The organism is Lysobacter enzymogenes (genome assembly GCF_017355525.1).
Classification (GTDB): Bacteria; Pseudomonadota; Gammaproteobacteria; order Xanthomonadales; family Xanthomonadaceae; genus Lysobacter; species Lysobacter enzymogenes_C.
Genome location: NZ_CP067395.1, coordinates 3226572 through 3251785 on the forward strand (window position 1 = coordinate 3226572; position 25214 = coordinate 3251785).

Sequence of the window (25214 nt, forward strand, 5' to 3'; positions counted from 1 at the left end):
ATTCCGTATCTATTTTTATTAGGAAGCATGTATTCTCCGGACGACCCCGGAGGCGCCGTGGCGCGTCCGGGTCGGTGTCGGAGGTCCGGCATCGGGCCTGTGAGGGCACGCCGCAGCGCGCGCCCGCCGGAGCATGACGCGATGGGTACCGCCTCGAGCCGCCGCCATCCCACCCGCCGCCGCGCGCTCGCGCGTTGCATCGCAGCAAGCGTGTTGCTGCCGGGGTTGCTCGCGCTGGGTCCGCTGCAAGCGCGCGACCGCGGCATTCCTCCCACCGGCGTGATCGGCATCGAGGAGAGGCAATTGAACGCCGACTACTGGACCCGGCAACTGGCCAAGCCCGACGCGGTGATCCTGGATGCGCGCGCGATCGCCCGGCAGAACGCGCGGCTGGCCGAACTCGATCCGTCGGTGCACGACATCGAACGCCTGCCGGCCAGCCTGAGCCGCGAACGCGTGCAAGGCTGGATCGAAGCGATTTCGCAGCCGCGCGACGAACCCTTGTTCGACGAACGCGGCGAGCCGGTGGCGGCTGCGGTGCTGCAAGGCCTCGACGCCGATCTGGCGTTGGACAAGATTCCCGCGCAGCAGGCCACCCGCTACGGCATGGTCGTGCGCCGCGCCGACCTGCGCACCTTCCCGACCCGCCTGCGCGTGTTCAATTCGCGCGGCGACACCGACATCGACCGCTACCAGGAGAGCGCGCTGTTCCCGGGCACGCCGGTCGCGGTGGCGCACGAGAGCCGCGACGGCCGCTACTGGTTCGTGGTCAGTCCTTTGTATGCGGCCTGGGTCGAGAAGGACCGGATCGCGCTCGGCGACAAGGCGCCGGTGTTCGCCTACACCCGCAAGACGCCGTATCTGGTCGTGACCGGCGCGACCGCGCGCAGCGTGCACACGCCCGAGCAGCCCGGCGTGTCGGACGTGCAGTTGGAGATGGGCGTGCGCGTGCCGCTGCTGGCCGACTGGCCGGCCGACGAAGCGGTCAACGGCCAGCACCATTACGCTTCGCACGTGATCGAGCTGCCGTACCGCGCTGCCGACGGGACGCTGAGGTTCTCGCCGGCCTTGCTGCCGCGCACTTCGGACACGTCCTCGGACTACCTGCCGCTGACCCAGGCGAATCTGGTCCGCCAGGGCTTCAAGTTCTTCGGCGAACGCTACGGCTGGGGCCATTCCTACAACACCCGCGATTGCAGCGGCTTCGTCTCCGAGATCTACCGCAGCTTCGGCGTGCAGCTGCCGCGCAACACCCGCGACCAGGCGGTCAGCCCGGCCTACAACCGCATCGATCTGGACGAGACGCTCGGCCACGACGAGCGCCTGAAGATCGTCAAGAGCCTGGAAGTCGGCGACCTGATCTACATCCCCGGCCACGTGATGATGGTGGTCGGGCACCAGGACGGCTGGCCGTACGTGATCCACGACACCACCGGCATCACCTTCCGCGACCGCACCGGCGACCTGACCCGGGTCCACCTCAACGGAGTCTCGGTGACGCCGCTGGTGCCGCTGCTGTTCAACAAGGAACAGCCGACGGTGGACCGGATCACCAGCATTCAACGTATTCGTCCATGAGCCCGGCCACGATGCGTCCTGCTTTGGCGGGAGGACCTTTGGGTCCGGTGCGTTCCGCCCAGGTCGCCGCGGCCCGGAACAAAAGCGCCGGTCCCGAAGGCCCTCCCACATAAAAGCGGCCCGCCGCGAAACGGCGCTCGCCTCCGCGACCGGACCGGCTTACCTTCTTCCATGGCGCCCCGCGCCTCACCCGAACACGACGCATCCCACGACACCATCGACACATGAAGATCACCGACATCCGTTTCGGCATGCTGCGGGTTCCGCTCAAGACGCCGTTCAAGACCGCGCTGCGCACGGTCGACACGGTCGAGGACATCGTCGTCACCGTCCACACCGACACCGGCCACGTCGGCTACGGCGAAGCGCCGGCGACCGCGCCGATCACCGGCGACACCCACGGTTCCATCGTCGAGGCGATCCGCAAGTTCATCTCGCCGCGCCTGATCGGCCAGGAGATCGCCAACCTCAACCGCATCACCGGGCTGATCCAGGGCGCGATCGAGAAGAACTCCAGCGCCAAGGCGGCGGTCGAGATCGCGGTCTACGACCTGTTCGGCCAGCTCTACGGCGCGCCGCTGTACAAGATGCTCGGCGGCGGCGACCCGGTCATCACCACCGACCTGACGATTTCGGTCGACTACATCGAGAAGATGGTCGCCGACTCGATCGACGCGGTCGACCGCGGCTTCGAATCGCTGAAGATCAAGGTCGGCAAGGACATCGGCGTCGACATCGAGCGGGTCAAGGCGATCTACGCCGCTGTCGAGGGCCGCGCCCTGCTGCGCCTGGACGCGAACCAGGGTTGGACCGCCAAGCAGGCGGTGTACGCCCTGCAGACGCTGGAAGACGCCGGCGTGCGCCTGGAACTGGTCGAGCAGCCGGTCAAGGCGCAGGACCTGGAAGGGCTCAAATACGTCACCGACCGCGTCCACACCCCGATCATGGCCGACGAAAGCGTGTTCGGCCCGGCCGAGGTGATCGACCTGATCCGGATGCGCGCGGCCGACATCATCAACATCAAGCTGATGAAGACCGGCGGCTTGTCCAAGGCGATCCAGATCGCCGACATCGCCGCGATGTACGGGGTCGAATGCATGATCGGCTGCATGATCGAGACCTCGATCTCGGTCGCCGCGGCGGTGCACCTGGCGGTGGCCAAGTCCAACGTCATCACCAAGGTCGACCTCGACGGCCCGTCGCTGTGCGCGTTCAATCCCGTCGACGGCGGGGTGATCTTCAACGAATCGGAGATCACCGTCACCGATGCGCCGGGCCTGGGCATCCGCGAGATCCGCGGTCTGGAAGCGCTGGCCGCCGCCTGACCTGCGCGGCGGCGCGAAGCCGGCTACGCTGTAGCCTTCCGCCGCGCCCGGGACCGGACCCCTGCCGATGTCGCCCCTGCTCAAGATCCGCTCAGAACGCGACCAGATGTCGGCGATCGAACGCCGCATCGCCGACTACCTGCTGGAGAACGCGCACCTGCTGCGCGACTATTCTTCGCAACAGCTGGCCAACGCGCTCGGGATCAGCCAGTCCAGCGTGGTCAAGTTCAGCCAGAAGCTCGGCTTCAAGGGCTATCCGGACCTGAAGTACTCGATCGGCGAAGCGATCGCGCGCGGCGACCGCCACGACGACCACGGCGACGCCCAGGCCGCGCCGGCCGACCCCAACCTGGCCCTGGCCGAGCGGCTGTGGCACGGCAAGGCCCGCGCCGAGGAAGAAACCCGGCTGATCAACCCGCCCGAGCGCATCGAGGCCATCGCCGAGCTGATCCAGCACGCGCGCCGGGTCTACGTGATCGGGCTCGGGGAAGACGGCATCGCCGCGCGCGCGCTGTCGATGAAGCTGGCGATGATCGGCATCCTCAGCGTGCACCATTTCGACCCGGTGCTGATGGCCGCCAGCACCGCCAGCGCCGGCCCCGACGACGTGCTGCTGGTGCTGTCCGAACAGGGCAAGCTGACCGCGCTGTGCCACCTCGCCCGCACCTTCGGCGAGAGCGGCGGCAGCGTGGTCTCGGCGACCCGCCACACCCCCAACCCGCTGCGCGCGCACGCCGACCACGCCTTGCTGGTGTCGGCGCACGACGAGCGCGCGCACATGGAGCCGCTGCTGTACCACAGCGCGCTGCAGCACCTGATGGACCTGATCTTCGTGCTGCTGTGCGAGCGCGGCCAGGACCGTCTGCGCCAGCTCGACAACCATGCCGAGCGGGTGCAGGACATGCTCGATATCTGAGCCGCGATGTCGCGCGACCGCCTCGTCCGACATCCGACCACGACGCCGCGCGCGCTTCCTGTAGGAGCGGCGCGAGCCGCGACCGCGACACCTCGCTTGCGGTGCGAGCTTCGCCGTAGTTGCGTTTTCGCGGTCGCGGCTCGCGCCGCTCCTACAGGGGCAAACGCGACCGCAATGCACACGTGTACGACCGACTTCGCAGGAACCCGACCGCCATGCTCCGCTACGCCGCCGTGCTGATCGCCGCCGCCATGACCCTCACCGCCTGCGCCACCCGCGCCGACCGCGCCGGCGACGACGCGGTGCAGCCGCAACTCGTGCTGGTCACCACCGCCGATTGGAACGCCACTCAGGGACGCTTGCAGCGCTACCTGTTCGAAGGCGGACAGTGGCTCGCGGTCGGCGCGCCGGTCGAGGTCAGCATCGGCCGCAACGGCGCCGCCTGGGGCCGCGGCCTGCGCGCCGCGCCGGACGACGGCGGCCCGCGCAAGAAAGAAGGCGACGGCCGCGCGCCGGCCGGGCTGTTCGCGGTCGGCACCGCGTTCGGTTACGGCGACAGCGCGCAGACGGCGATGGCGTACGCGCCGATGAGCGCCAGCCACTACTGCATCGACGTGCCCGATTCGCCGCTGTACGACCGCATCGTCGATGCGCGCCAGGTCGGCAGCGAAGCGGTCAAGGGTTCCACCGAGCCGATGCGCCGCGACCTGCACGCCGACGGCGATCCGCGTTATCGCCTGGGTTTCGTGATCGCGCACAACCCCGCGCACATCCCCGGCGCCGGCAGTTGCATCTTCGCCCATTTGTGGCGTACGCCCGGCGAACCGACCGCGGGTTGCACGGCGATGGACGAGGCGGCGATGAACGAGTTGCTGGCGTGGCTGCGGCCGCAGGCGCGGCCGTTGTTCGCGCTGTTGCCGCAGGCGCAGTATCGGGCGGTGTGGAAGGACTGGGGATTGCCGGCGCCGGTTGCGGAGTAAACGTCGGCGGCGAGGTTATGCGGCAGTCGCGCGTCGTTGCGACGAGCTATTACGCCCCCCCGTTCGTCATTCCCGCGAAAGCGGGAATCCAGGGCTTTATCGCGACATGGCTCTGAAGTCTCTGGATTCCCGCTTTCGCGGGAATGACGACTGGGAGGGCGACGCATCGGTCTTGCAGCGGCTTCGCCCACAGCGCAGGAACGAAACGCTACCCCACTCCGCCCCGCCTCAATCCTTCTTATCTTCCTCCGCCTTCCTCGCCGCCTTCTTCGCCTTCGCCTCCGCCGCCTTCACCCGGCTTTCGTCGATGAAGCGATCCACCCGCCGCTCCAGCACCGGCAGCGGCACCGAGCCCAGCGCCAGGATCGCGTCGTGGAAGGCGCGGATGTCGAAGTCCGCGCCGAGCGCCTGCTCGGCCTTGGCGCGCGAGCGCTCGATGCTCATCTGGCCGAGGTAGTACGACAGCGCCTGCGCCGGCCAGCCGATGTAGCGGTCGACTTCGGTCTCGACCTCGTGCTCGCTCAGCGCGGTGTTGTCGCGCAGGAACGCCAGCGCCTGCTCGCGGGTCCAGCCCAGGTGGTGCACGCCGGTGTCGACCACCAGCCGGCTCGCGCGCCACATCTGGTAGGTCAGATAGCCGAAGTAATCGTACGGCGTGTCGTACATCCCCATCTCGATGCCGAGCTTTTCGGTGTACAGCGCCCAGCCTTCGCCGTATGCGGAGATGTAGGTGTAGCGGCGGAAATCCGGCAGCCCCTCGTGCTCGGCCGCCAGCGACTGCTGCAAGGAATGGCCCGGCGAGGATTCGTGCAGGGTCAGCGCCGGCAGGTTGAACAGCGGGCGCGACGGCAGGTCGTAGGTATTGAGCAGATAGACGTCGCGGCCGCCGCGGCCGGCGGTGTAGAACGGCGCCAGATCCGCCGGCACCGGCTTGATCGCGAACCGCTGGCGCGGCAGCAGGCCGATGTAGTTGCCGATCTCGCCGTCGACGCGCTTGGCCAGCCACGACGCGCGCATCAGCAGTTCTTCGCCGCTCTTGGGATAGAACTTCGGATCGGTGCGCAGGTAGTGCAGGAATTCCGGGAACGTGCCCTTGAACCCGGTCTTGACGATGGTCTGCTCCATCTGCGCGCGGATCTTCGCGACTTCCTGCACGCCGATCTCGTGGATCTGCTGCGGGGTCAGGTCGAGCGTGGTGAACTCGCGGATCTTGGCGCGGTAATAGTCCTCGCCGCCGGGCATCTTCTCCGCGGCCAAGGTCTCGCGCGCCTGCTGCATGTATTCGTCTTGGATGAACTTCAGCAGCTTGCGGTACGCAGGCAACACCGACGCGTCGATGGCTTTCGCCGCCTCGGCGCGCAGCCGCGCCTGTTCGTCGGCGGGGATGTTCGCCGGCATCTTCACGAACGGGGTGTACAGCAGATTGTCTTCGAGCTTGGCGTCGATGACTTCCTTGATCGATACGTCGCGCCCCTTCAGCGTCACCCGCGGCACGCTGAAACCGCGCTTGAGGCCGACCCGCATGTTGGCGATCTGCTCGTCGAAATAGCGCGGAATGTCGCGCAGCTGGCCGAGGTAGCGCTCGTAGCCCTCGACGTCGCGGATCGGACGGCGCGCAGTGAAGCCCAGATTGGTCCAGAACGCGCTGTCGCTGTTGAACGGCATCTCGTACTGACGCACGCGCTGGTTGGCGAGCAGGCTCTGGACCTGCTGGCGGAACACCTCGGCGTTGACCAGGTCTTCGCCGCCGAGCTGCTTGAGGTCGATCGCGTCGAGTTCCTTGAGCACCTGCGCCCAATAGCGCTCGCGCATCGCCTGGGTGGCCGGGTCGACCTTCGGCAGGCGCGCGGCCGGCTGGCCCTGCGGGCCGTCCTCGTCGTCGCCGCCGGCGAACTGGGCCTGGCGCCATTTCCATTCGCGCGTGTACAGCGCCTTGAAGCGCGCCGCGACGCCGGTTTCGTCGGCGGGCTTTGCGGCCGCGGACGCGGTCGCTTCGGCGGCCTGCGCAGATATCGGGGCCAAGGCGATCGCCAACCCCAGGGACAGCGCAGCGACGGACAGCGCGGCCAGCGGCGCGCGCGCGGAGACGGAACGGATCGAAGGCATCGCGGGACTCTGCGGTGACGGGCTCAGTCCCGGAATCATGCGGCAATCGCGACGCCGGCGGATATGCCTTTTGGGCTAGAAACACCGGGCTTCGACGCAGGTTGCGCGCCGCCGCGACGCCGGTCGCCGCGCGTACACGGCAACCGGCAAGTTCGGACAAGTCGCCGCCGCGCTCAGGGCACCGGCTGGAAGTTCGGATAGGCCGGGCTGCCGGTCTCGAACAGACGCGTCGGCCGCCCCTTCAGATGCAGATCGAAGAACGCCCGCGCATAGGCGCGGGTGCCCGCCACCGCCTCGGCCTCGGGCAGCGTGCCGTAGGTGCCGGCGGCGAAATCCGCCGGCACGGCGTCGCCGAGCTGCGGCAGGATCGCCGGGAAATCGCTGAAGGTGAAATGCGCGCCGAGCGGCAGGTGCACATCGCGCTTCCAGCCGCGCTGGTTGCTCCAGAACTGCGGCCACGACGGATCGAACGAATCCAGATGGGTATGCCCTTGCGCGCCGATCAACAGGAACGGCCGGTCCAGGCCGAAACGCGCGGCCCGGGTCGGCCCGTACGGCAGGTCCTGCGGCGGGCCGTAGGTGGTCGACAGGCGGCCGTCGAAATCCAGGCCGGCATCGACGCGGCGATCGAAGAACATGGTTTCCGCCGCGGTGGTGCCGCCGTAGGAATGGCCGAAGAAACCAATCCGCGACAGGTCCAGGCCGCCGCGCCAACCCGCCGGCAAGCGGCCGGCGCCAGCGCCGGGATAGAAGCCGCGGTCGGACAAGGCCAGCGCGTCGAGCAGATAACGCGCATCGCCGACGCGCGTGTCCAGCCACATCTGGGTCGATTCGACGGTTTCCACCAGATCCTGCCCGCGCACCACGCGGCCGCCGGGAAACGCGGCGTAGAACGCTTCGTGGGTGTGGGTCATCGATGCGACCACATAACCGTGGCTGGCCAGATCGTCGGTCATCGAACTGTAGAGCTCGCGGAAGAACTGCAGGCCCGGCGAGAACAGCACCACCGGCCAACCGTGCGGATGGCGCAGCAGCGGCGCGTTGCGCAGCGCCGGCCGGCGCGCGCTGCCCCAGTCCACCGCGCCCGGCACGAAGCCGTAGCCTTGCAGGGTGGCGCTCCATTCCGGCACCAGCACCGGCTCCAGCCACGGCGCGCGCGGGCCGTGCGCGTTGCGCGCGACCGGATAGGTCACGGTCACCATGTACTCGCGCGCGCCGCCGACGAAGCGGTCGGTGCGCGAACGGTCGATCAGATGCAGGGTGAAGCTGGCGACCTGGTACGGGCCGGTGGTCGGCGGCAGATCGAAGCGCTTGGGCGGCGCGGCGGCTGCGGGCGCGGCGAGGCCGAGCGCCAACAGCAACACAGCGGCGTAACGCAACGGCGTAGCGAGCCAGGAACGAGGGACGGCGCGGAACATGCGAACCTCCTTGGACGGCGTGTTCGGGATGCGCGCCGCGACTGCGGCGCGGCCGTCAGCGAAGCGCGAAGCCGGCGCGGGGCGCCAGTGCCGCAAGGGCTACCGCAGTGCGTAGCCCGTGATCGGCCGCGCAGATGCACAGTTCGGCGCAACCAAAACGCCTGCCTGGGCTACCTGTAGGAGCGGCGCAAGCCGCGACCGCGCCAATGCAATCGCCGACGTCGCCGGGATCGAACGCGGCTCGGTTCCGCGAGCGGACGCAGGTTTCGTCGTTGGCGAAATGCCGCGGTCGCGGCTTGCGCCGCTCCTACAGTCGGGAACGAAACGCTGACCTCAATCCGCAAACGGCCGATCGATCGCCGGCGACGGCTCGGTGAACCAGCGCGCGCCGTCCTCGCTGACATGGAAATGATCCTCCAGCCGCACGCCGAAGCGTTCCGGCACCACGATCATCGGTTCGTTCGAGCAGCAGTTGCCCACCTCCAGGCCGAGGCGATTGCCGCGCACCAGGTACGGCGATTCGTGCACGCTCATCCCGCAACCGTGGCCGGTGCGGTGCGGCAGGCCCGGCAGCCGGTAATCCGGCCCCAGCCCGCCGCGTTCGAGCACCGCGCGTGCCGCATCGTCGACCGCTTCGCCGCTGACGCCGGGCCGCACCGCGTCGAACGCCGCGCGTTGGGCCGTGTGCTCCAGGTCCCAGATGCGCCGCTGGTCGTCGCTGGCGCGGCCGCAGATGTAAGTGCGGGTGATGTCGGAGTGATAGCCCTGCACCGAACAGCCGGTGTCGATCAGCACCAGTTCGCCTTCGCGCAGCGTCTGTTCGCCCGGAATGCCGTGCGGGTACGCGGTGGCATGGCCGAACTGGACGATGCAGAAGGTCGAGCCGTTGTCGGCGCCGAGCGCGCGGTGCGCTTCGTCGATGAAACGGCGCAAGGCGGTTGTGGTGACGCCTTCCTCGGCCAGGCCCGCGGCCAAGCGATGCGCGTGCAGGGTCATCGCCGTGGCTTGGTACATCAGCGCCAGCTCGGCCGGCGACTTGCGCCCGCGGCAGCCGTCGACGATCGCCGCGGCATCGCCGAACTCCAGCTGCGGCGCGGCCGCGCGCAGGCCGGTGTAGACCGCGAACGCCGCGCCCGGATCCAGCGCCAGCCGGCGTGCGCCGCGCTCGCGCAGCGCCGCGGCGACCAGCGCATACGGGTCTTCGTGCTCGTCCCAGAAACGCGGCTGCGCCGGAATCTTGAGCACGTGCGAAAGCGAGCCGGCCTCGAACGCCGGGCAGATCAGCAGCGGATCGCCGTCGAGGGTCAGCAGCATCGCCACCAAACGTTCGTTCGCGCCCCACGGCACGCCGGCGAAGTAGCGCAGCGACGCGCCGGCGGAGATCAGCAGCGCATCGAAGCCGCCGGCGCGCATCAGCGCGCGGGCGCGCTCGATGCGCTGCTGGTGCTCGCCGGCGTCGATCGCCGGCGCGCGCTGCGACCACGGCGCCAGCTGCGCGCGCGCCTGATCCAGGGTGAGTCCGCCGATCTGCACGCTCATGCCGTCGCTCCGATGTCGTCCAAGGTCCAGCGCCCGTCGATCCAACGCGACAGCCCGCCGGGGTTGCGGTCGCGCAATTCCTCCGGCAGCGCGTCGACGCGGACGTGATCGTAGCAATGCAGCGCGGCGAATCGGCGGATCGCGCTCGGCATGCCGACCGCGGTGAACCCCGGATGGCCGGTGCTCGGATACGGGCCGCCGTGATTCATCGCCGCGCTGACCGCCACGCCGGTCGGCATGCGGCCGTCGATCAGCCGGCCCACGCGCGGACGCAGCGCGCCGGCGAGGCGGCGCCAGTCTTCGTCGTCGCCGGCTGCGTCGCCGCCGTAGATGGTGCCGGTCAGATTGCCTTCCAGCGCCGCGGCGACGCGCAAGGCCTCGTCGATGCCGTCCACGCGCACGATCAGGCTGGCCGGGCCGAAGGCCTCGCCTTGCAGGCGCGGATCGGCGACGAACGCCGCTGCGTCGCTGCTCAGCAACGCCGGGCGTACCTTGTAGCCCTCGCCGTCCGCGGCAGCGCCGCCGGCGACGAGCTGCGCGCCGGCCTCGCGCCACGCGGCGACGCCGGCGTGCAGGTGATCGAGCACGCCGCGCGAAAACATCGTGCCCGCCGGCGCCGCGGCGAAGCGTTCGGCCGCGGCGGCGACGAAGCGGTCGCCGGCCTCGCCGCGCGGCACCACCACCACGCCGGGGTTGGTGCAGAACTGGCCGACGCCGAGCGTGCACGAGGCGAAGAACTCCTGCGCCAGCGCTTCGCCGCGTTCGCGCAGCGCGCCTTCGAGCAGGAACACCGGATTGACGCTCGACAGTTCCAGATACGCAGGCACGCCCGCGGCATCGGCCGCGGCCTTGAGCGCGAGCCCGGCGCGGCGGCTGCCGGTGAACGCCAGCGCGCCCAGGCGCGCGTCTCCGGCCAGTTCCAGGCCCAAGGCCGGGTCGAGTTGATACAGCACTTGCAGCGACTGCGCCGGCAGGTCCGCGTCCAGCAGCGCGCGATGCGCCAGCTGCGCCAGCCGCTGGCTGGTGCCGGGATGCGAGGGGTGCACCTTGGCGATGACCGGATTGCGCGCGGCGATCGCCGAGGCGAAATCGCTGCCGGCCACGGCGTTGAACGCGAACGGAAAATTGTTCGGGCCGAAGATCAGCACCGGTTTGCGCAGCGGCGCCAGATGCGAGCGCAGGCCGGCGGCGGTGTCGATGATCGGCTGGGTCCAGTTGCGCTCGCGCGCCGCGCGCGCGGCCTGACGCAGTTGCGCGGTGGTGCGCGGCAGCTCCACCTCGGCCAGCCGCGGCTTCGCCGCCAGCGCGGTTTCGCGCTGTGCGAGTTCGACCAAGGCTTCGGCATCGCTTTCGATCGCCGCGGCGTAGGCCTCCAGGAACGCGGCGATGCGCGCCGGCGCGCACGCGGCCAGCGCATCGGCGGCCGCGCAGGCCGAGGCCAGCGCGGCCTGCGCGTCGCGCGCGCCCGACACCGGAAACGCCGCGCCGACTTCGACCGCGCGGGTCGGATCGAAGGCGCGGAACTCGCCGGCCGCGTCCAGCGACGGCTGCCAACGGCCGCCGATCAGGACGGGCTCGCGCACTGCCGGTTCGGGCGCGCTCATCTCAAAGCTCCGGACGCTGCGCCTGGGCGCGCTGGATCACCGCCAGCGCCGCCTCGCGCTCGGCGCCGGTCAGCGCCAGCCGCGGCGCGCGCACGTGCTCGGCGCCGAGGCCGACCTGCGCCTGCACCAGCTTGATCAGCTGCACGAACTTGGGCACGGTGTCGAGCCGCAGCAACGGCAGGAACCACGCATACAGCGCCGCCGCCGCCGGCGCGCCGCCGTCGCGGGCGAGTTCGAACAGGCGCACCGATTCCTTCGGATAGGCGTTGACCAGACCGGCGATCCAACCGGTCGCGCCCATCGCCACGCCTTCGACGATCGCATCGTCCATGCCGACCAGCAGCTCCAGGCGCTCGCCGAGCAAAGCGCGCAGCGCGGCGAAGCGGCGCACGTCGGCCGAGGATTCCTTGACCGCCTGCACGTTGGCGAATTCGCCGGCCAGTTCGGCGATCTGTTCGGGCGAGAAGTCGGTTTTGTACGCGACCGGGTTGTTGTAGATCATGCACGGCAGCGAGGTCGCGCCGATCACCGCGGCGACGTGCGCCTTCATTTCGCGCCAGTCGGTGGAATACACGTACGGCGGCAGCACCATCAGGCCGGCGCAGCCGATCTTCTGCGCTTCTTGCGCCAGCCGCACGGCTTCGTCGGTCGACAGCGCGGCGATGCCCGGGATCACCGGCGCGCGGCCGGCCAGGGCCTGGGTCAGCGTGCGCAGGATCGCCAGCTTGTCGTCGAAGCTCAGCGTCGCCGCCTCGCCGAGCGAGCCCAGCGGGACGATGCCGGTGCAGCCGGCGTCGATCAGCTCGCGCGCGTGGCGGGCGAGGAAGTCGTGATCGATCGAACCGTCGGCGTGGAACGGCGTGGTGATGGCGGGAATGACGCCGCGCCAGATGGATGCAGTGCTCATGGAACGGTTCCTTGTGGGGCTGAGTGCGTGATCGGTGCCGGCGATGGCGCGGCCGGAAGAAGCGGTTCGTCGTGCGCATGCGTCGCGGCCAGGGCCGCCAGACGCACGGGAAACAGCGGCGGCCGCGCACGTGCGGCGGCCTGGGTGGATTCGGAAACAGCCGGCGCGAAGCGCGGCCCGCGCAGTTGCGCCAGCGCCGCGCCGCAGATGCGGCCCTGGCAACTGCCCATGCCGCAGCGGGTGGCGAGCTTGGCCGCGCGCCAGTCCGTGTAGGCGTCGAGTTCGCCGAGGCGCACGTCTTCGCAGCGGCAGACCACGCTGTCGGCGCTGGCCGCGGCGGCGATCTGCTCGCGCAAGGCGAAATGCTCGGGCAGCAAGCCGGCGAACGCGCGCGCGCGCCGGCGCCGCGTCTGCAACGCCAGAGCCGCCTCGGGCGCGCCGGCGGCGGCGTGGCCGGCCATCTCGCCTTCGATCAGGGCGCAGTCGCGTCCGCCGATGCCGCAGGCTTCGCCGGCGGCGTAAACGTCGGCGACGCTGGTGCGCATCGCCGCGTCGACGCGCACGCAGGCATGGGCGCCGTGCGCCTGCAACTCGCAGCCCAGGCGCTGGGCCAGTTCCAGGTTCGGCACCAGACCGTAGCCGACCGCGAGCTGGTCGACCGCCACGCGCTCGACTCCGCGCGCGCCGTGCAGCTCGACCTCGGTCACGCGGCCGTCGCCGTGCGCGGCCGCGACCCAGGTGTCGGCGCGATACGCCACCGCGGCCAGCCGCGCGCGCAGCGCCGCGGCCTGCGCCAGCTTGCCGGGCCAGCGCCACAGCTTCGTCGCGAACGCGCGCAGCTGCGGCGCCGGCGTTTGTTCGCAGATCGCGACCACGCGCGCGCCGTGACGGCGCGCGGTGTCGGCGGCGGCCAACAGCAGCGGGCCGCTGCCGGCGATCAGCACGCGCTTGCCGGCGATCGGCCAGCCTTGCTTGACCAGCGCCTGCAGGCCGCCCGCGCCGGTGACGCCCGGCAAGGTCCAGCCCGCAAACGGCAGCAGCAGTTCGCGCGCGCCGGTGGCCAGCACCAACGCGCCGTACGCCAGTTCGTAAGCCACGCCCGCCTGTTCGACCAGCACGCATCCGCGCCCGGCGGCGACAACCTGGGTCTGGCCGAGCCAGCGCACGCGTTCGCCGTCGAGCAAGTGGTCGAGGCGATCGCGCGCCGGATCCGGCCACGGCCGGCGCACGTCGCGCCGCCACACCTGCCCGCCCGCGCTGGCCTGCATATCGATCAACACCACATCGGCGCCGTGCGAAGCCGCCGCGCGCGCCGCGGCCAGACCGGCCGGCCCCGCGCCCACCACCAGCACGTCGCAGCGCTCAGTCATCGCAGACCACCTGCATGCCTTCGCGTGCCGGCACCAGGCACGAGCGCTGATGCTCGACGCCGTCGATGCGCACCCGGCATTCGAAGCACACGCCCATGCCGCACAGCGGCGCGCGCGGCTGGCCGCTGCGCGAGCGGCGGAAATGCGGCGCGGCCAAGGCCACCCCGGCGGCGACGCTGGCGCCGGCCGGCACGTCGACCTCGCAGCCGTCGACGGCGATGCGGATGCGCGGCGCGTTCATCGCAGCGCCCGGCTCGGCGCGTACGGCGCCGGGTCGATGGCCGGAGTGCGGCCGAGCAGTTGTTCGATCAGCAATTGCGCGGTGCCCAGCGCGGTGGTTACGCCCAGGCCTTCATGGCCGGCGGCGACCCAGGTGTGCGGCCGCGATTCCAGCGCGCCGATGTACGGCCGCCCGTCCGGCGTGCACGGGCGGAAGCCGGTCCACACCCGCAGCGCTTGCAGGTCGCGCAGCATCGGCACGAACGCGAACGCGCGCTCGAGCATGCGCCGCAGCATCGGCGCCGACACCGCGGCATCGTCCTGGCCGAACTCGCGCGAGGAGCCGATCAGGATCTGCCCGGTCGGCCGCGGCTGCACGTTGAACGCGACGCTGCTGTCGGCGTCGCCGTGGGCGCTGTCGGCGTAGCCCAGTTCCAGCAGTTGGTGACGGATGCGCTCGGGGTAGCGCTCGGTGATGACCAAGTGGCCCTTGCGCGAGCGCATCGGCAACTGCGGCAACAGTTCGGGCAAGGCGCAACCGGTCGCGACCAGCACCGGGCCGACGAGGTCGCTGCCGTCGTCCAGGCGCGCGCCGCGCGCGTTCAACGCCACCGCGCGGCGGCCGAGGTAGCAATGCGCGCGCAGTTCGCGCGCTTGCTGCAACAGGTATTGGGCGACGCGCGGCGGATACACCACGGCTTCCTGCGGCACCCGCATGCCGCCGCACAGGCCAGGAGTCAGATGCGGTTCCAGTTCGTACAATTCCGCCGCGTCGATCCGCTGCGCCATCACGCCGGCTTCGGCCAGACGCGCGACCTTGGCCGCGACGCCATCGAGTTCGCGCGGCTCGCGCGCGATCCACAAGGTCCCGCAGCGGCTGAATTCGGCCAGCGGCAGATCGGCGAAACGTTCCCACAACTGCAGCGACAAGCGCGACAGCGCCAGTTCGGCCGGATCGTCGTCCATCGCCACCAGATGCCCCATCGCCGCCGCGGTGGCGCCGCCGCCGACCGGACCCGGCTCGACCACCGCCACGCGCAGGCCCTCGCGCACCGCGCGTTCGGCGCAGGCCGCGCCGACGATGCCGGCGCCGAGGACGATGAGGTCGTAGCTGGCCATGCCCGCGGACGCGCGCTCAGCGCGCGCCGATGCCCCAGGCGAACGGATCGGCGTCGTCGATCAGCAACTGCGTACGCGCGGTGATGTGGGCGCTGCCGGTGATGGTCGGATGCACGCCGCGTTCGCCGACCCGATACTGCCCTTCGAACACGCTGCCGAGCACGCTTTCCTGGCGCCACACCTGCCCCGGCGCGAGCTTGCCGTCGGCGGCCAGGCAGGCCAGCTTGGCGCTGGTGCCGGTGCCGCACGGCGAGCGGTCGTAGGCCAGGCCCGGGCACAGCACGAAGTTGCGGCCGTCGATGCCCGGCGTGGACGAAGCGGTTTCCAGTTCGATGTGATCGATCTCGGCGCCGTCGGCGCCGGTGATCCGCGCCGCGACCAGGGCCGCGCGGATCGCTTCGGACAATTCGCTGAGTTCGCGCACGTGGGTCAACGCGATCGCCCGCGCGACCTTGGCGATGAAGAACCAGTTGCCGCCCCAGGCCACGTCGCCGCTGACCGCGCCGTAGCCGGGCACGTCGAGCTTCACCTGCGCGGCGTGGCGCCAGCTTTCGACGTTGTCGACCGAGACCCGGCCGTCTTCGTGCAGGCGCGCGCCGACCGTGCCGACCGGCGTGTCGATGCGGTGCTCGCCCGGCTCGATCCGGCCGAGGAACTGCAATGTGCGCACCAGGCCGATGGTGCCGTGCCCGCACATGCCCAGGTAACCGACGTTGTTGAAGAAGATCGTGCCGGCGCAGGCGCCCGGCGTCTGCGCCGGCAGCAACAGCGCGCCGACGACCGGGTCGGAACCGCGCGGTTCGCAGGCCACCGCGCTGCGCCAGCGGTCGAACTGCCGGCCGAAACGCTGGCGCTGTTCGGCGAGGCTGCCGCCGCCGAGGTCGGGGAATCCGGCGACCACCACGCGGGTCGGTTCGCCGCCGGTGTGCGAGTCGATGATGTCGAGGCTGTGCATGCCGCCATGCTCGCGGCGCGGGGGCCTGGGGGTCTAGACGGGCTTGCCGGACACCGATGCGGAATTCGGCATAATCGGTTCCGCCCTCCGCTGCCCGCGCCGCCGCTGCCCACATGGCCCCTGCCCTGCCCGCCGCCACCGCCGATCCGGTGCGGATCGACGCCGAACTGATGCAGACCCTGTGCGACGCGCTCGCCGACGTGGTGTTCTTCGTCAAGGACGAAGCCGGCCGTTACACCCACGCCAATCTGACCCTGGTGCGCAGGCTCGGCCTGAAGCGGCGCGAGGACGTGATCGGGCGCGAAGTCGCCGAAGTGTTTCCGGCCCGCCTCGCCGCGCGTTACGCGCAACAGGACCGGCGCGTGCTCGACGGCGGCACCATCGAAAACCAACTCGAAGTGCATCTGTACCCGAACCGTCGCCCGGGCTGGTGCCTCACCGGCAAGCGCCCGCTGAGCCTGCCCGGCGGCGGCCGCGGCCTGGTCGGCCTGTCGCGCGATCTCGGCGCGCCGGACGGCCGCGATCCCACCTACGAACGCCTGCGCCGGGTATTCGAACGGATGCAGCTGCATTTCGCCGAACCCCTGCGCATCGCCGCGCTGGCGCGCCTGGCCGACCTGTCGGTGGCGCAGCTGGAACGGCATTTCCAGCGCGTGTTCCAGCTCACCCCGCAGCAGACGCTGACCCGTCTGCGGATCGAAGCGGCGATGCGCGAACTGCACGGCGAGGCCAGCATCGCCGACGTCGGCCTGGCCTGCGGGTTCACCGACCAGAGCGCGTTCGCGCGGCAGTTCAAGGCGATGGTGGGGATGGCGCCGCGGGATTATCGGGCGTTGCACCGGGACGGGCGGTGGGGCGGGCCGGGCTGAGCGCGCGGCGCGGGCGCTCACGCCAACGCGATCGCCTCGATCTCGATCCGCCACGCCTCGTCGTAGATCCCCGTCACCACCACGCTCACCGACGGCTGCGCGATGCGCCGCAGCAGCGCGTGGCGCACTTCGCGTTCGCGCCGGCGGTCTTCGGCGCGGGCCAGGAACACCGTCACTTTGACCAGGTGGCGAAGCTGCATGTCGGCCGCGGCCAGTTGCGCCTCGACGTTGCGCCACGCCAGCCGGCACTGTTCGGAGAAATGCGGCGGTGTGGTGCCTTCGGCGTCGGCCGGCACTTGGCCGCTGATGAACAACAGGCGCGAATGCGCGCCGATATGATGGGCGGCGCTTGCTGCGCCGCGGGTTTCGCCGACGGTTTCGTTGTCGCCGTCGGCCGCGCCGCCCGCCACCAGCAACACCGCCGCAGCGCCGCCACCGAGGAAATCGCGCCGCCGCATCGCCGCGGCCTCAGCGCGCCGCGCGCGGCGACGGCCAGCGCCCGCTGTCGGCGAACGCGCCGGCGATCGCAGCGGACAACCCGCGCGCATGCGACCCGTCCGGATCGAGCTCAGGATCGAAGATCGTCAACTCCAGCCCCACCGCCTTCGGGCTGGCCAGCAGTTGCGCGAGCATCGCGCGCAGTTCGGCGAACTCCAGTCCGTCGGGATTCGGCGAATCGACCGCGGGCATGATCCGCTGCGCGAGCACGTCGGCGTCGATGTGGATCCAGAACCCTGCGGTCGGCATCGCCTCCAGGCGAGCGCGCGCCGCGCGGCCGGCGGCCGGCGCGCCTTCGCGGCGGATCGCGTCGGCGTCGATGCTGTGGATGCCGGAACGCTCGAAGGTCTCGAACTCGTAGCCGCGCTTGTCGTCTGGCGTCACCACCAGACCGAGGTGGACGACGTCGCCGGTACGGAAGTACGGCGATTGTCCGCGCAGATCGGCCAGCGCCGCCGGCCCGTGGCCGGTGGCCAGGCCCAGATCCAGCCCGGCGGCGGTGAAATAGCCGTGGTAACGCTTGCGGTCGCGCACAAACGAGAAATCGTCGTGCGCATCGATGAAGGCCAGCCCGTAGCGGCCGCGCTGCTTCAACGCGAGTCCGCTGCCGAGCAGCACGCTGCAATCGCCGCCGAGCACCAGCACGAAGTCGCCGCTGCGCAGCAACGGTTGCAGGCGGTCGGCCAGACGCTGGCTGTAGTCGCGCAGCGCGGCGCCGTTGCGGAATCCGACGACCGGATCGGGCCGCGGCGAATACACCGGCGGTTCGACCCGGCCGGCGTCGCGCGCGCCGAGCGCCGTCAGCAGCCCGGCGCCACGCAGCGCTTCGGGCAAACGACGTACGCCGGGTTCGTGGCCAGGACGCGGCGGGCGAAGGCCGAGATTGCTCGGGGCGTCGATGGCGACGATGCGCGCGGGCGGCGACGAGGCGGATTCGCCCGCGTTCGCGGGTCCGCACAGGATCGCGGCGCCGACGCCCAATGCCAGCAGGCAACCCCCGCCGGCGGTTCGCAAGGACGAGGTCGAAGCGCGCATTTCAAACCCCTTAAATGTTTTATACAGGTTATGGACGAGGTTCCAAACCTGTCAACATCACTTGAAAGGTTAGCCGACGAACGGCCCGCGCCATCCGCTCGCATCGGCTTTCGCCGCTGCGCTAGGATCGCCGCTCATCCGCGCCGCGCCGGCGCCTTCCGGACCACGCGATGCCCGCCGACCGCGTCAACATCGCAGGCACGATCCCGGCCTTGGCCTGTGCGTTATGGCTGGCGACGGCCGCCGTACCGGTGCGCGCGCAGACCGCGCCGGCGCCGGCGCAACAGGCGCCGGTCGAAGCGCGCATCCCGTGGGCGCCGGCCGCGGTCGCGGCCACCGACGGCCGCGCGCATCTGGCCTACGAACTGCATCTGAGCAACTTCTACGCCGCCACCGGCGCCCTGCGCATCGTCCGCCTGGAGGTCTATGCCGACGCGGCGCAAGCGCCGCTGGCGCGGTTCGAAGGCGAAGCGCTGCTGCGCCTGGGCAAGACCAGCGGCGACGAAACAGCGCAAACGCCGCGCAAAGACATCGCCATCGACGGCGGCCAGCGCACGGTGCTGTTCGTCTGGCTGGACTTGGCCCAGGACGCGCCGACGCCGAAGACGCTGCGCCACCGCATCGAATTCGTCGATGCGCGCGGCGCGCGCACCTGGATCGACGGCGCCGCCGTCGCGCTGTCGACGACGCCGCCGGTGCGCTTGGGCCCGCCGCTGGCCGGCGGGACCTGGCTCGCGTACGAAGGGCCGTCCAACGCGCAGTCGCACCATTGGGGCAGCGTGGTCGCGGCCAACGGCGAGGCGACGATTCCGCAGCGCTATGCGCTCGACCTGATCGGCCTGGACCGCGCCGGCCGCGCCGTGCGCGCCGGCGCCGGCGAACTGGCCAAGACCCGCCATCGCGACTGGGTCGGCTACGGCGCGCCGGTGCTCGCGGTGGCCGACGGCACGGTCCGCGCCGCGCGCGACGGCGAACCCGAGCGCGCGCCGCTGGCGCCGCAGCCCGAGCCGGCCGCGCTCAGCGCCGACGATCTGTACGGCAACTATGTGATTCTGGAAATCGCGCCGCAGGTGTTCGTGCACTACGCCCACCTGCAACCGGGCAGCGTCGCGGCCAAGGCCGGCGAGCGCGTGCGCCGCGGTCAGGCGCTCGGCCGCCTCGGCCAGTCCGGCAACGCCGGCGGGCCGCACCTGCACCTGCATGTGTCCAACGCGGCGACCTTCGAACAGTCCGAAGGCCTGCCGTTCGTGTTCGAGCGATTCGACATGCTCGGCCGGCGTTCGATCGGCGAAGCGCTGGCGCCGGATTCGCCGTTCGCGCCGGCGCCGCAGACGCGGCGGGCGCAAATGCCGCTCGACGGCGACGCGATCGGCTTCGATCCGCCGCGCTGAAGCCGGCGGCCGCCGTCGCGGGGACGGCGGCGCGGCGCGGACTCAATAGCGGTCGTCGAACGCGAAGATCGGCTTGCGGTCCTTCCACTTGCCGTCGGTGAAGTCCGGGAACTCGAGCGTGCGGTGCTCGGCGATGGACTGCTCCGACAACGGCGTGATCGCGCTCCACGCCACCGCGTCGAAGATGTCGATCGGCATCGGCGCATCGGCCTTGAGCGCTTCGACGAAGGCGTTGACGACGAACCAGTCCATGCCGCCGTGGCCGGCGCCCGCGGCGGTGGCGCCGTGACGCTTCCACAACGGATGGTCGTACGGCTCCAGCCAGGTTTCGGCCTTGTCCCACTCGTGCGGCTTGCTCTTGCCTTCGATATGGATCGAATCGTTGACGTCCATCCACAAGCCGTCGGTGCCCTGCACGCGGAAGCCCAGCGAGTACGGGCGCGGCAGCGAGGTGTCGTGCTGAAGCAGGATGGTCTCGCCGTTGGCGCAGGCGATCTGGGTCGTCACCAGGTCGCCGAGCTTGAACTTGACCTTGGCGTTGGGATGGTCGGCGCCGCCCTTCTTGACGATGTAGTCGTGCAGGCCGCGCGGCTTGCTCGAGAACGCGCTGAGGTGGGTGAAGCGGTTGCCGCGATGGATGTTGACCGCCATCGCGCACGGGCCGATGCCGTGGCTGGGATACAGGTCGCCGTCGCGCTTGACCGAATGCTCGGTGCGCCAGCGCGCTTCCGACCACGCCTTTGGACCGAACTCCACGCCGCTGCCGTACGGCTGGTCCGGATTGCCGCTGTTGAACTTCACCGCGCGCAGGTCGTGCTGGTAACCGCCCTGCAGGTGCACCAGTTCGCCGAACAGGCCCTGACGGACCATGTTGAGCACGGCCAGCACGTCGCGGCGGTAGCACACGTTCTCCAGCAGCATGTACGGCGTGCCGGTCTTGAGCTGGGTGCGCAGCACCTGCCAGTGGTCGTCCAGGCTCAGCCCGGCGACCACCTCGCAGGCGACCGGCACGCGCGCCTGCATCGCCGCGATCGCCATCGGCGCGTGGTATTCCCACGGCGTGGCGATGACCACGCCGTCCAGCCCGCCCTTTTCCAGCATCTTGCGGTACGCGTCGACGTCGCCGCCTTCGCCGAACGTCGCAGGCTTGGCCTTGCCGGCCTTGTCGATCATCGCCAGCGCGCGGCCGAGCATGATCGGCTCGATATCGCACAGGGCGACGACTTCGACGTCGTCGCGGCGCACCAGTTCCTTGAGCAGCACTTGCCCGCGCATGCCGGTGCCGATCAGGCCCAGGCGCAGCTTGGAGCGCTTGCGCGCGAGCGCCGGAGCGAAGGCGTTGGCGGCCAGCAGGGTGCCCGCAGTGGCGGAGCTGGCGAGGAAATCGCGTCGTTTCATGCAGGTGCCTCGGTGAGTGCGGTACGGATGCGTGGAAGGGTCAGCCCGGCAACGGGCGGTAGGCGATGGCTTCGATCTCGACTTTGCAATCGACCATCATCTGCGCGCGCACGCACGAACGCGCCGGCGGGGCGGCGTCGAAGTATTCGCGGTAGACGCGGTTGAAGCTCCAGAAATCGCGGGTGTCGTCGAGCCAAACGGTGACTTTGACCACGTGCGCGAGCGTGCAATCGGCCAGGGCCAGCGCGCGCCGCAGGTTCTCCAGCGTGCGCCGGGTCTGCGCTTCGATGCCGCCGGCGACGATCTCGCCGCGTTCGTCCATCGCCACCTGGCCGGACACGTAGACGAAGTCGCCGGCGCGCACCGCCGGCGAGAACGGCAACGGCTGGCCGCCGGCGCCGCCGGGTTGCAGGCCATAGCGAATGATCCCGTCGTTGTCGCTCATGCGCGGTTTCTCTGGGTGGTCCGGGCGCGGCCCGGGCGAGTGCGCGGACGCGATGCGCGCGCTCCGCAAGACCGTCGCCGGCGGTCCTTGCGATGCCCGGCGCGATTCGATCGTGAAAATATATTACAAATATTCAGAACGCATTTTGCAGCGCACAATGCCTGAAATTGCCGGTTTTATTAGGCTATATCCCGAAGCCCGCCGCAAATCGAAAGTTTCTGTTTGAAAATTACAAGGAATCGAAAGATGTCCGCCGGACGCCCCTCCGCGCTGCGCTCGCTGTACGCCTATCCCTGGGACGTGGCCTCGCGCGGTGCGCGCGAGTTCGCCGCGCAGGCGGCGCAGCTGGGCCTGTCCGGCGCGACCCTGGCGCTGAGCTGCCGCGCCGGCAGGTTCGTCAGCCCGCAACACCGCGGCAGCCGGGTGGTGTTTCCCGAAGACGGCGTGGTGTATTTCGAGCCCGATGCGCGCGGCTATGGCGAGATCGCGCCGCAGGCGCACAGCGACCCCGCGCTGCGCCACGTCGCCGAAGACCTCGCCGCCGACGGCGCCTTGCAGCTGCGCGCGTGGACCGTGCTGCTGCACAACCGCCGGCTCGGCGCGCTGCATCCGCTGCACGTGGCCCGCAACGCCTGGGGCGACGCCTACGCTTACAACCTGTGTCCGTCGTCGCCGGCGGTGGCCGAGTACGCGCTGGCGCTGTGCGCCGACATCGCCCGCCTGCCGCTGCGCGGGCTGGTGCTGGAAACGCCGAACTGGCTGCCGTACGCGCACGGCCATCGCGACGAGTTCGCCCAGGTGCGCGGCAATCTCTGGCTCGACACCCTGCTGGGGCTGTGCTTTTGCAGCCATTGCCGGCGCATGGCCGGCGACGCCGATCTCGACGCCGACGCGCTCGCCGCGCGGGTGCGCGCGCGCGTCGACGGCTATCTGGCCGCGCCGGTGGACGCGGCGCCGGATCAGGCCGCGGCGTGGCTGCTCGCCGATCTGCTCGAGCTGCCGCAGTTGTCGGCGTATCTGAAACTGCGCCAGCAGCGCGTCGCCGACTTGGTCGCGGCGATCCGCGCGCGGGTGCCGCGCGACCGCGAAGTCTGGGTGATGCCGAGCGTGCAGCGTCCCACCGCCAACGCCTGGATCGAAGGCAGCCAGCTGGCCGCGCTGGCGCGCGCCTGCGACGGCGTGGAAGTGCCGTTCTACGAAGCCGACGCCGCGCGCGTGGCCGCCGACGCGTTCGACACCGTGCAGCGCGTCGGCGATCCGGCGCGCGTGCGCGCGGTCCTGCGCCCCGGCCCGCCGGATCTGGGCGACGGCGCCGAGCTCGGCGCCGCGATGGACGCGCTCAAGACCGCCGGCATCGGCGATATTGCGTTCTACAACTACGGCCTGCTGCGTCCCGATCGGCTACGGGCGCTAGGCGCGCAGTTGCGCGCCGAAGCCGTCTGAGCCCCGCCCGAGGAACCCGCCCGCATGAGCGCTTCCCGCCTGACCTTGATTACCGGCGCCGCCGGCGGCATCGGCCGCAGCCTGGTCGCGCGCTTCGTCGACGGCGGCGACCGCGTGCTCGCCCACGACCGCGATGCGGCGGCGCTGGCCGAACTGGCCGCGCAGCATGCGCCCGGCCGCGTAGTCGCCGCCGCGTCCGAGCTCACCGACCTCGACGCCTTGCGCGCGGCGCTGGCGCCCGCGATCGCCGCGCACGGCCCGATCGGCGCGACCGTCGCCAACGCCGGCAGCGCCGAAGGCGTGAGTCTGGCCGGCACCGCACCGGACGCGTGGCGGCGCGATATCGAACAGAACCTGCACGCCGGCTATTGCACGTTCCAGGCCGCGCTCGACGGGCTCGCCGCCTGCGCCGGCAACATCGTCTTCATCGGCTCGGTCAACGGCCTCGCCGCGCTCGGCCATCCGGCCTACAGCGCGGCCAAGGCGGCGCTGATCAGCTACGCCCGGTCCATCGCGGTCGAGTACGGGCGGCTCGGCGTGCGCGCGAACGTGGTCTGTCCCGGCACGGTCAAGACCCAGGCCTGGCAGGCGCGCGCGGCGCAGAACCCGCAGGTGTTCGAAGATCTGAAGAAGTGGTATCCGCTCGGCGATTTCGCCGCGCCGGAGGACGTGGCCGAGGCCGCCTGGTTCCTGGCGTCGGCGCAGGCGCGGATGATCAGCGGCGCGGTGGTGCCGGTCGACGGCGGCTTGATGGCCGGCAACCGGGTGATGGCGTCCGAACTTACCCTGGAGGCGTTGTGAGCGCGAACCCGTCACTGCTTGCCTTGCAATCGCAGACGCTGCTGCCCGGCGTCAAAGGCCTGCCGCTGCAGGCGCCGCTGCGTCAGGACCAGATCGCCGCGCAAGGCTACAACGTGCTCGACGGCCGCCTGTCGTATCCGGTCGCGGTGTTGCGCCGGTCCACGCTCGAACACAATCTGGCCTGGATGCGCGGATTCGCCGAGCACGCCGGCGCGCTGCTGGCGCCGCACGGCAAGACCACGATGAGCCCGCAACTGTTCCAGGCCCAGCTCGACGCCGGCGCCTGGGCGATCACCCTGGCGACGATTCCGCAGTTGCGCGTGGCCCACCGCTTCGGGGTCAGGCGGGTGTTGCTGGCGAACCAGCCGGTCGCTTACGCCGATATCGAAAGTCTCGCGGCGCTGCTGCGCGACGACGCCGGATTCGACGCCTGGGTGCTGGTCGATTCCAGCGCCGGCGCGGCGCGCTTGAACGAGGTCATGGCGCGGACGGCGCCGCAGCGGCGGCTGCCGGTGCTGGTCGAACTGGGCCTGGACGGCGGCCGCACCGGCGCGCGCGGCCTCGACGCCGGGCTGCGGCTGGCGCGCGAAGTCGCCGCCGCGCCGCAGCTGCGGCTGGCCGGCATCGAAGGTTACGAAGGCCTGTGGACCGGCGCCGACCGCGCCGCCGATCTGGCCCGCGTGCACGCGCTGCTGGCGCAGATGGTCGAGCTGACCCGCGAGTGCGACCGCGCGGGACTGTTCGACGGCGACGAGATCCTCATCAGCGCCGGCGGCTCGGCTTACTTCGACTTCGTCGCCGACGCGTTCGCCGCGCTCGACGGCTTGTCGCGGCCGTTGAAGCGAGTGCTGCGTTCGGGCTGCTATCTGACCTCCGACCACGGCCTCTACCATGGGTTGCAGCAAGAGATGCGCACCCGCCACGGCGCCGAATTCCGCCACGGCCTGCAACCGGCGCTGGAACTGTGGGCGATGGTGCAGTCGCGCCCGGAACCGGGGCTGGCGCTGCTGACCCTCGGCAAGCGCGACGCGTCCTACGACGTCGAACTGCCGCGCCCGCTGCAATGGCACCGTCCCGGCGAAGCCGCGCCGCGGCCGCTGCGCGAGGCGCGCATCGGCAAGATGAACGACCAGCACGCGTATCTGGAACTGCCGCCGGAGCATCCGCTGCAAGTCGGCGACCTCGTCGCCGTCGGCATCTCGCATCCGTGCACCACCTTCGACAAATGGCCGCTGATGCTGCTCAGCGACGACAGTTACGGCGTGACCGGCGCGATCAACACGTTCTTCTGAGCGCAC

23 protein-coding genes are annotated in these 25214 nt (G+C 70.7%); 9 read left to right on the forward strand and 14 right to left on the reverse strand.

Features of this window, described 5'->3' with window-relative positions:
• Positions 1-141: 141 nt before the first annotated feature.
• Complete coding sequence (locus tag JHW38_RS13495) at positions 142-1578, forward strand: SH3 domain-containing protein (RefSeq protein ID WP_207521841.1); 1437 nt, start codon at positions 142-144, stop codon at positions 1576-1578.
• On the opposite strand, the gene JHW38_RS25990 is transcribed toward JHW38_RS13495, so the two are convergent.
• Positions 1550-1897, reverse strand: coding sequence for a DUF6053 domain-containing protein (locus tag JHW38_RS25990; protein WP_428995245.1), 348 nt, complete (start codon positions 1895-1897; stop codon positions 1550-1552). The genes JHW38_RS13495 and JHW38_RS25990 overlap by 29 nt on opposite strands.
• Here JHW38_RS25990 and JHW38_RS13500 point away from each other — a divergent pair.
• From JHW38_RS13500 to JHW38_RS13510, 3 genes are all read left to right on the forward strand, one after another.
• A complete protein-coding gene (locus tag JHW38_RS13500) occupies positions 1803-2903 on the forward strand; it encodes a dipeptide epimerase (RefSeq protein ID WP_207521842.1) in 1101 nt (366 codons plus the stop codon). The two genes, JHW38_RS25990 and JHW38_RS13500, sit on opposite strands and share 95 nt — an antisense overlap.
• Before the next feature lie 67 nt (positions 2904-2970).
• Positions 2971-3819: a MurR/RpiR family transcriptional regulator gene (locus JHW38_RS13505; protein ID WP_207521843.1), complete on the forward strand. Its 849-nt coding sequence runs from the start codon at positions 2971-2973 to the stop codon at positions 3817-3819.
• A gap of 215 nt (positions 3820-4034) precedes the next feature.
• Positions 4035-4799 carry a L,D-transpeptidase family protein gene (locus tag JHW38_RS13510; protein WP_207521844.1) on the forward strand — a complete coding sequence of 255 codons (765 nt, stop codon included), beginning with the start codon at positions 4035-4037 and terminating at the stop codon, positions 4797-4799.
• Between the two features lie 228 nt (positions 4800-5027).
• Here JHW38_RS13510 and JHW38_RS13515 read toward each other — a convergent pair whose 3' ends face one another.
• The 9 genes from JHW38_RS13515 to JHW38_RS13555 form a co-directional block, all read right to left on the reverse strand.
• A complete protein-coding gene (locus JHW38_RS13515; protein WP_207521845.1) occupies positions 5028-6905 on the reverse strand; it encodes a DUF885 domain-containing protein in 1878 nt (625 codons plus the stop codon).
• A 173-nt stretch (positions 6906-7078) separates the two neighbouring features.
• On the reverse strand, positions 7079-8323 hold the full coding sequence (locus JHW38_RS13520; protein WP_207521846.1) for an alpha/beta hydrolase family protein: 1245 nt from the start codon (positions 8321-8323) through the stop codon (positions 7079-7081).
• 333 nt (positions 8324-8656) lie between these two features.
• A complete protein-coding gene (locus JHW38_RS13525) occupies positions 8657-9862 on the reverse strand; it encodes a M24 family metallopeptidase (protein WP_207521847.1) in 1206 nt (401 codons plus the stop codon).
• Positions 9859-11466, reverse strand: a complete 1608-nt coding sequence (locus JHW38_RS13530; protein WP_207521848.1) for an aldehyde dehydrogenase family protein — start codon at positions 11464-11466, stop codon at positions 9859-9861. The genes JHW38_RS13525 and JHW38_RS13530 overlap by 4 nt, the downstream gene beginning before the upstream one ends.
• 1 nt (position 11467) lies before the next feature.
• The gene (locus tag JHW38_RS13535) at positions 11468-12373 is read right to left on the reverse strand and encodes a dihydrodipicolinate synthase family protein (protein WP_207521849.1); all 906 of its coding nucleotides are present in this window, start codon (positions 12371-12373) and stop codon (positions 11468-11470) included.
• Positions 12370-13743, reverse strand: a complete 1374-nt coding sequence (locus JHW38_RS13540; protein WP_207521850.1) for an FAD-dependent oxidoreductase — start codon at positions 13741-13743, stop codon at positions 12370-12372. The genes JHW38_RS13535 and JHW38_RS13540 overlap by 4 nt, the downstream gene beginning before the upstream one ends.
• On the reverse strand, positions 13736-13984 hold the full coding sequence (locus JHW38_RS13545) for a 2Fe-2S iron-sulfur cluster-binding protein (protein ID WP_207521851.1): 249 nt from the start codon (positions 13982-13984) through the stop codon (positions 13736-13738). The genes JHW38_RS13540 and JHW38_RS13545 overlap by 8 nt, the downstream gene beginning before the upstream one ends.
• Positions 13981-15081 carry an NAD(P)/FAD-dependent oxidoreductase gene (locus JHW38_RS13550; RefSeq protein WP_207521852.1) on the reverse strand — a complete coding sequence of 367 codons (1101 nt, stop codon included), beginning with the start codon at positions 15079-15081 and terminating at the stop codon, positions 13981-13983. The genes JHW38_RS13545 and JHW38_RS13550 overlap by 4 nt, the downstream gene beginning before the upstream one ends.
• A gap of 16 nt (positions 15082-15097) precedes the next feature.
• Positions 15098-16036 carry a 4-hydroxyproline epimerase gene (locus tag JHW38_RS13555; RefSeq protein WP_207521853.1) on the reverse strand — a complete coding sequence of 313 codons (939 nt, stop codon included), beginning with the start codon at positions 16034-16036 and terminating at the stop codon, positions 15098-15100.
• Positions 16037-16206: 170 nt separating this feature from the next.
• Between JHW38_RS13555 and JHW38_RS13560 the strand changes: the two genes are divergently transcribed.
• Positions 16207-16905, forward strand: coding sequence for an AraC family transcriptional regulator (locus JHW38_RS13560; RefSeq protein ID WP_207526365.1), 699 nt, complete (start codon positions 16207-16209; stop codon positions 16903-16905).
• A gap of 17 nt (positions 16906-16922) precedes the next feature.
• Here the strand turns inward: JHW38_RS13560 and JHW38_RS13565 are convergent, their stop codons facing one another.
• Positions 16923-17363: a RidA family protein gene (locus JHW38_RS13565; RefSeq protein ID WP_207521854.1), complete on the reverse strand. Its 441-nt coding sequence runs from the start codon at positions 17361-17363 to the stop codon at positions 16923-16925.
• Positions 17364-17373: 10 nt separating this feature from the next.
• Positions 17374-18438 carry an arginase family protein gene (locus JHW38_RS13570; protein ID WP_278249796.1) on the reverse strand — a complete coding sequence of 355 codons (1065 nt, stop codon included), beginning with the start codon at positions 18436-18438 and terminating at the stop codon, positions 17374-17376.
• 170 nt (positions 18439-18608) lie between these two features.
• On the opposite strand from JHW38_RS13570, the gene JHW38_RS13575 reads away from it, so the two are divergent.
• Positions 18609-19829 carry a M23 family metallopeptidase gene (locus tag JHW38_RS13575; RefSeq protein ID WP_207521856.1) on the forward strand — a complete coding sequence of 407 codons (1221 nt, stop codon included), beginning with the start codon at positions 18609-18611 and terminating at the stop codon, positions 19827-19829.
• 42 nt (positions 19830-19871) lie between these two features.
• Here JHW38_RS13575 and JHW38_RS13580 read toward each other — a convergent pair whose 3' ends face one another.
• Both JHW38_RS13580 and JHW38_RS13585 read right to left on the reverse strand, forming a co-directional pair.
• On the reverse strand, positions 19872-21227 hold the full coding sequence (locus JHW38_RS13580) for a Gfo/Idh/MocA family protein (RefSeq protein WP_207521857.1): 1356 nt from the start codon (positions 21225-21227) through the stop codon (positions 19872-19874).
• A 40-nt stretch (positions 21228-21267) separates the two neighbouring features.
• Positions 21268-21672: a RidA family protein gene (locus JHW38_RS13585; RefSeq protein WP_207521858.1), complete on the reverse strand. Its 405-nt coding sequence runs from the start codon at positions 21670-21672 to the stop codon at positions 21268-21270.
• 246 nt (positions 21673-21918) lie between these two features.
• On the opposite strand from JHW38_RS13585, the gene JHW38_RS13590 reads away from it, so the two are divergent.
• The 3 genes from JHW38_RS13590 to JHW38_RS13600 are packed head-to-tail and all read left to right on the forward strand — an operon-like array spanning position 21919 to position 25208.
• Entirely contained in the window at positions 21919-23115 is a 1197-nt protein-coding gene (locus JHW38_RS13590) for a hypothetical protein (protein ID WP_207521859.1), read from the forward strand.
• Between the two features lie 24 nt (positions 23116-23139).
• Positions 23140-23916: an SDR family oxidoreductase gene (locus JHW38_RS13595; RefSeq protein ID WP_207521860.1), complete on the forward strand. Its 777-nt coding sequence runs from the start codon at positions 23140-23142 to the stop codon at positions 23914-23916.
• Complete coding sequence (locus JHW38_RS13600; RefSeq protein ID WP_207521861.1) at positions 23913-25208, forward strand: amino acid deaminase; 1296 nt, start codon at positions 23913-23915, stop codon at positions 25206-25208. The genes JHW38_RS13595 and JHW38_RS13600 overlap by 4 nt, the downstream gene beginning before the upstream one ends.
• The last annotated feature ends 6 nt before the right edge of the window (positions 25209-25214 follow it).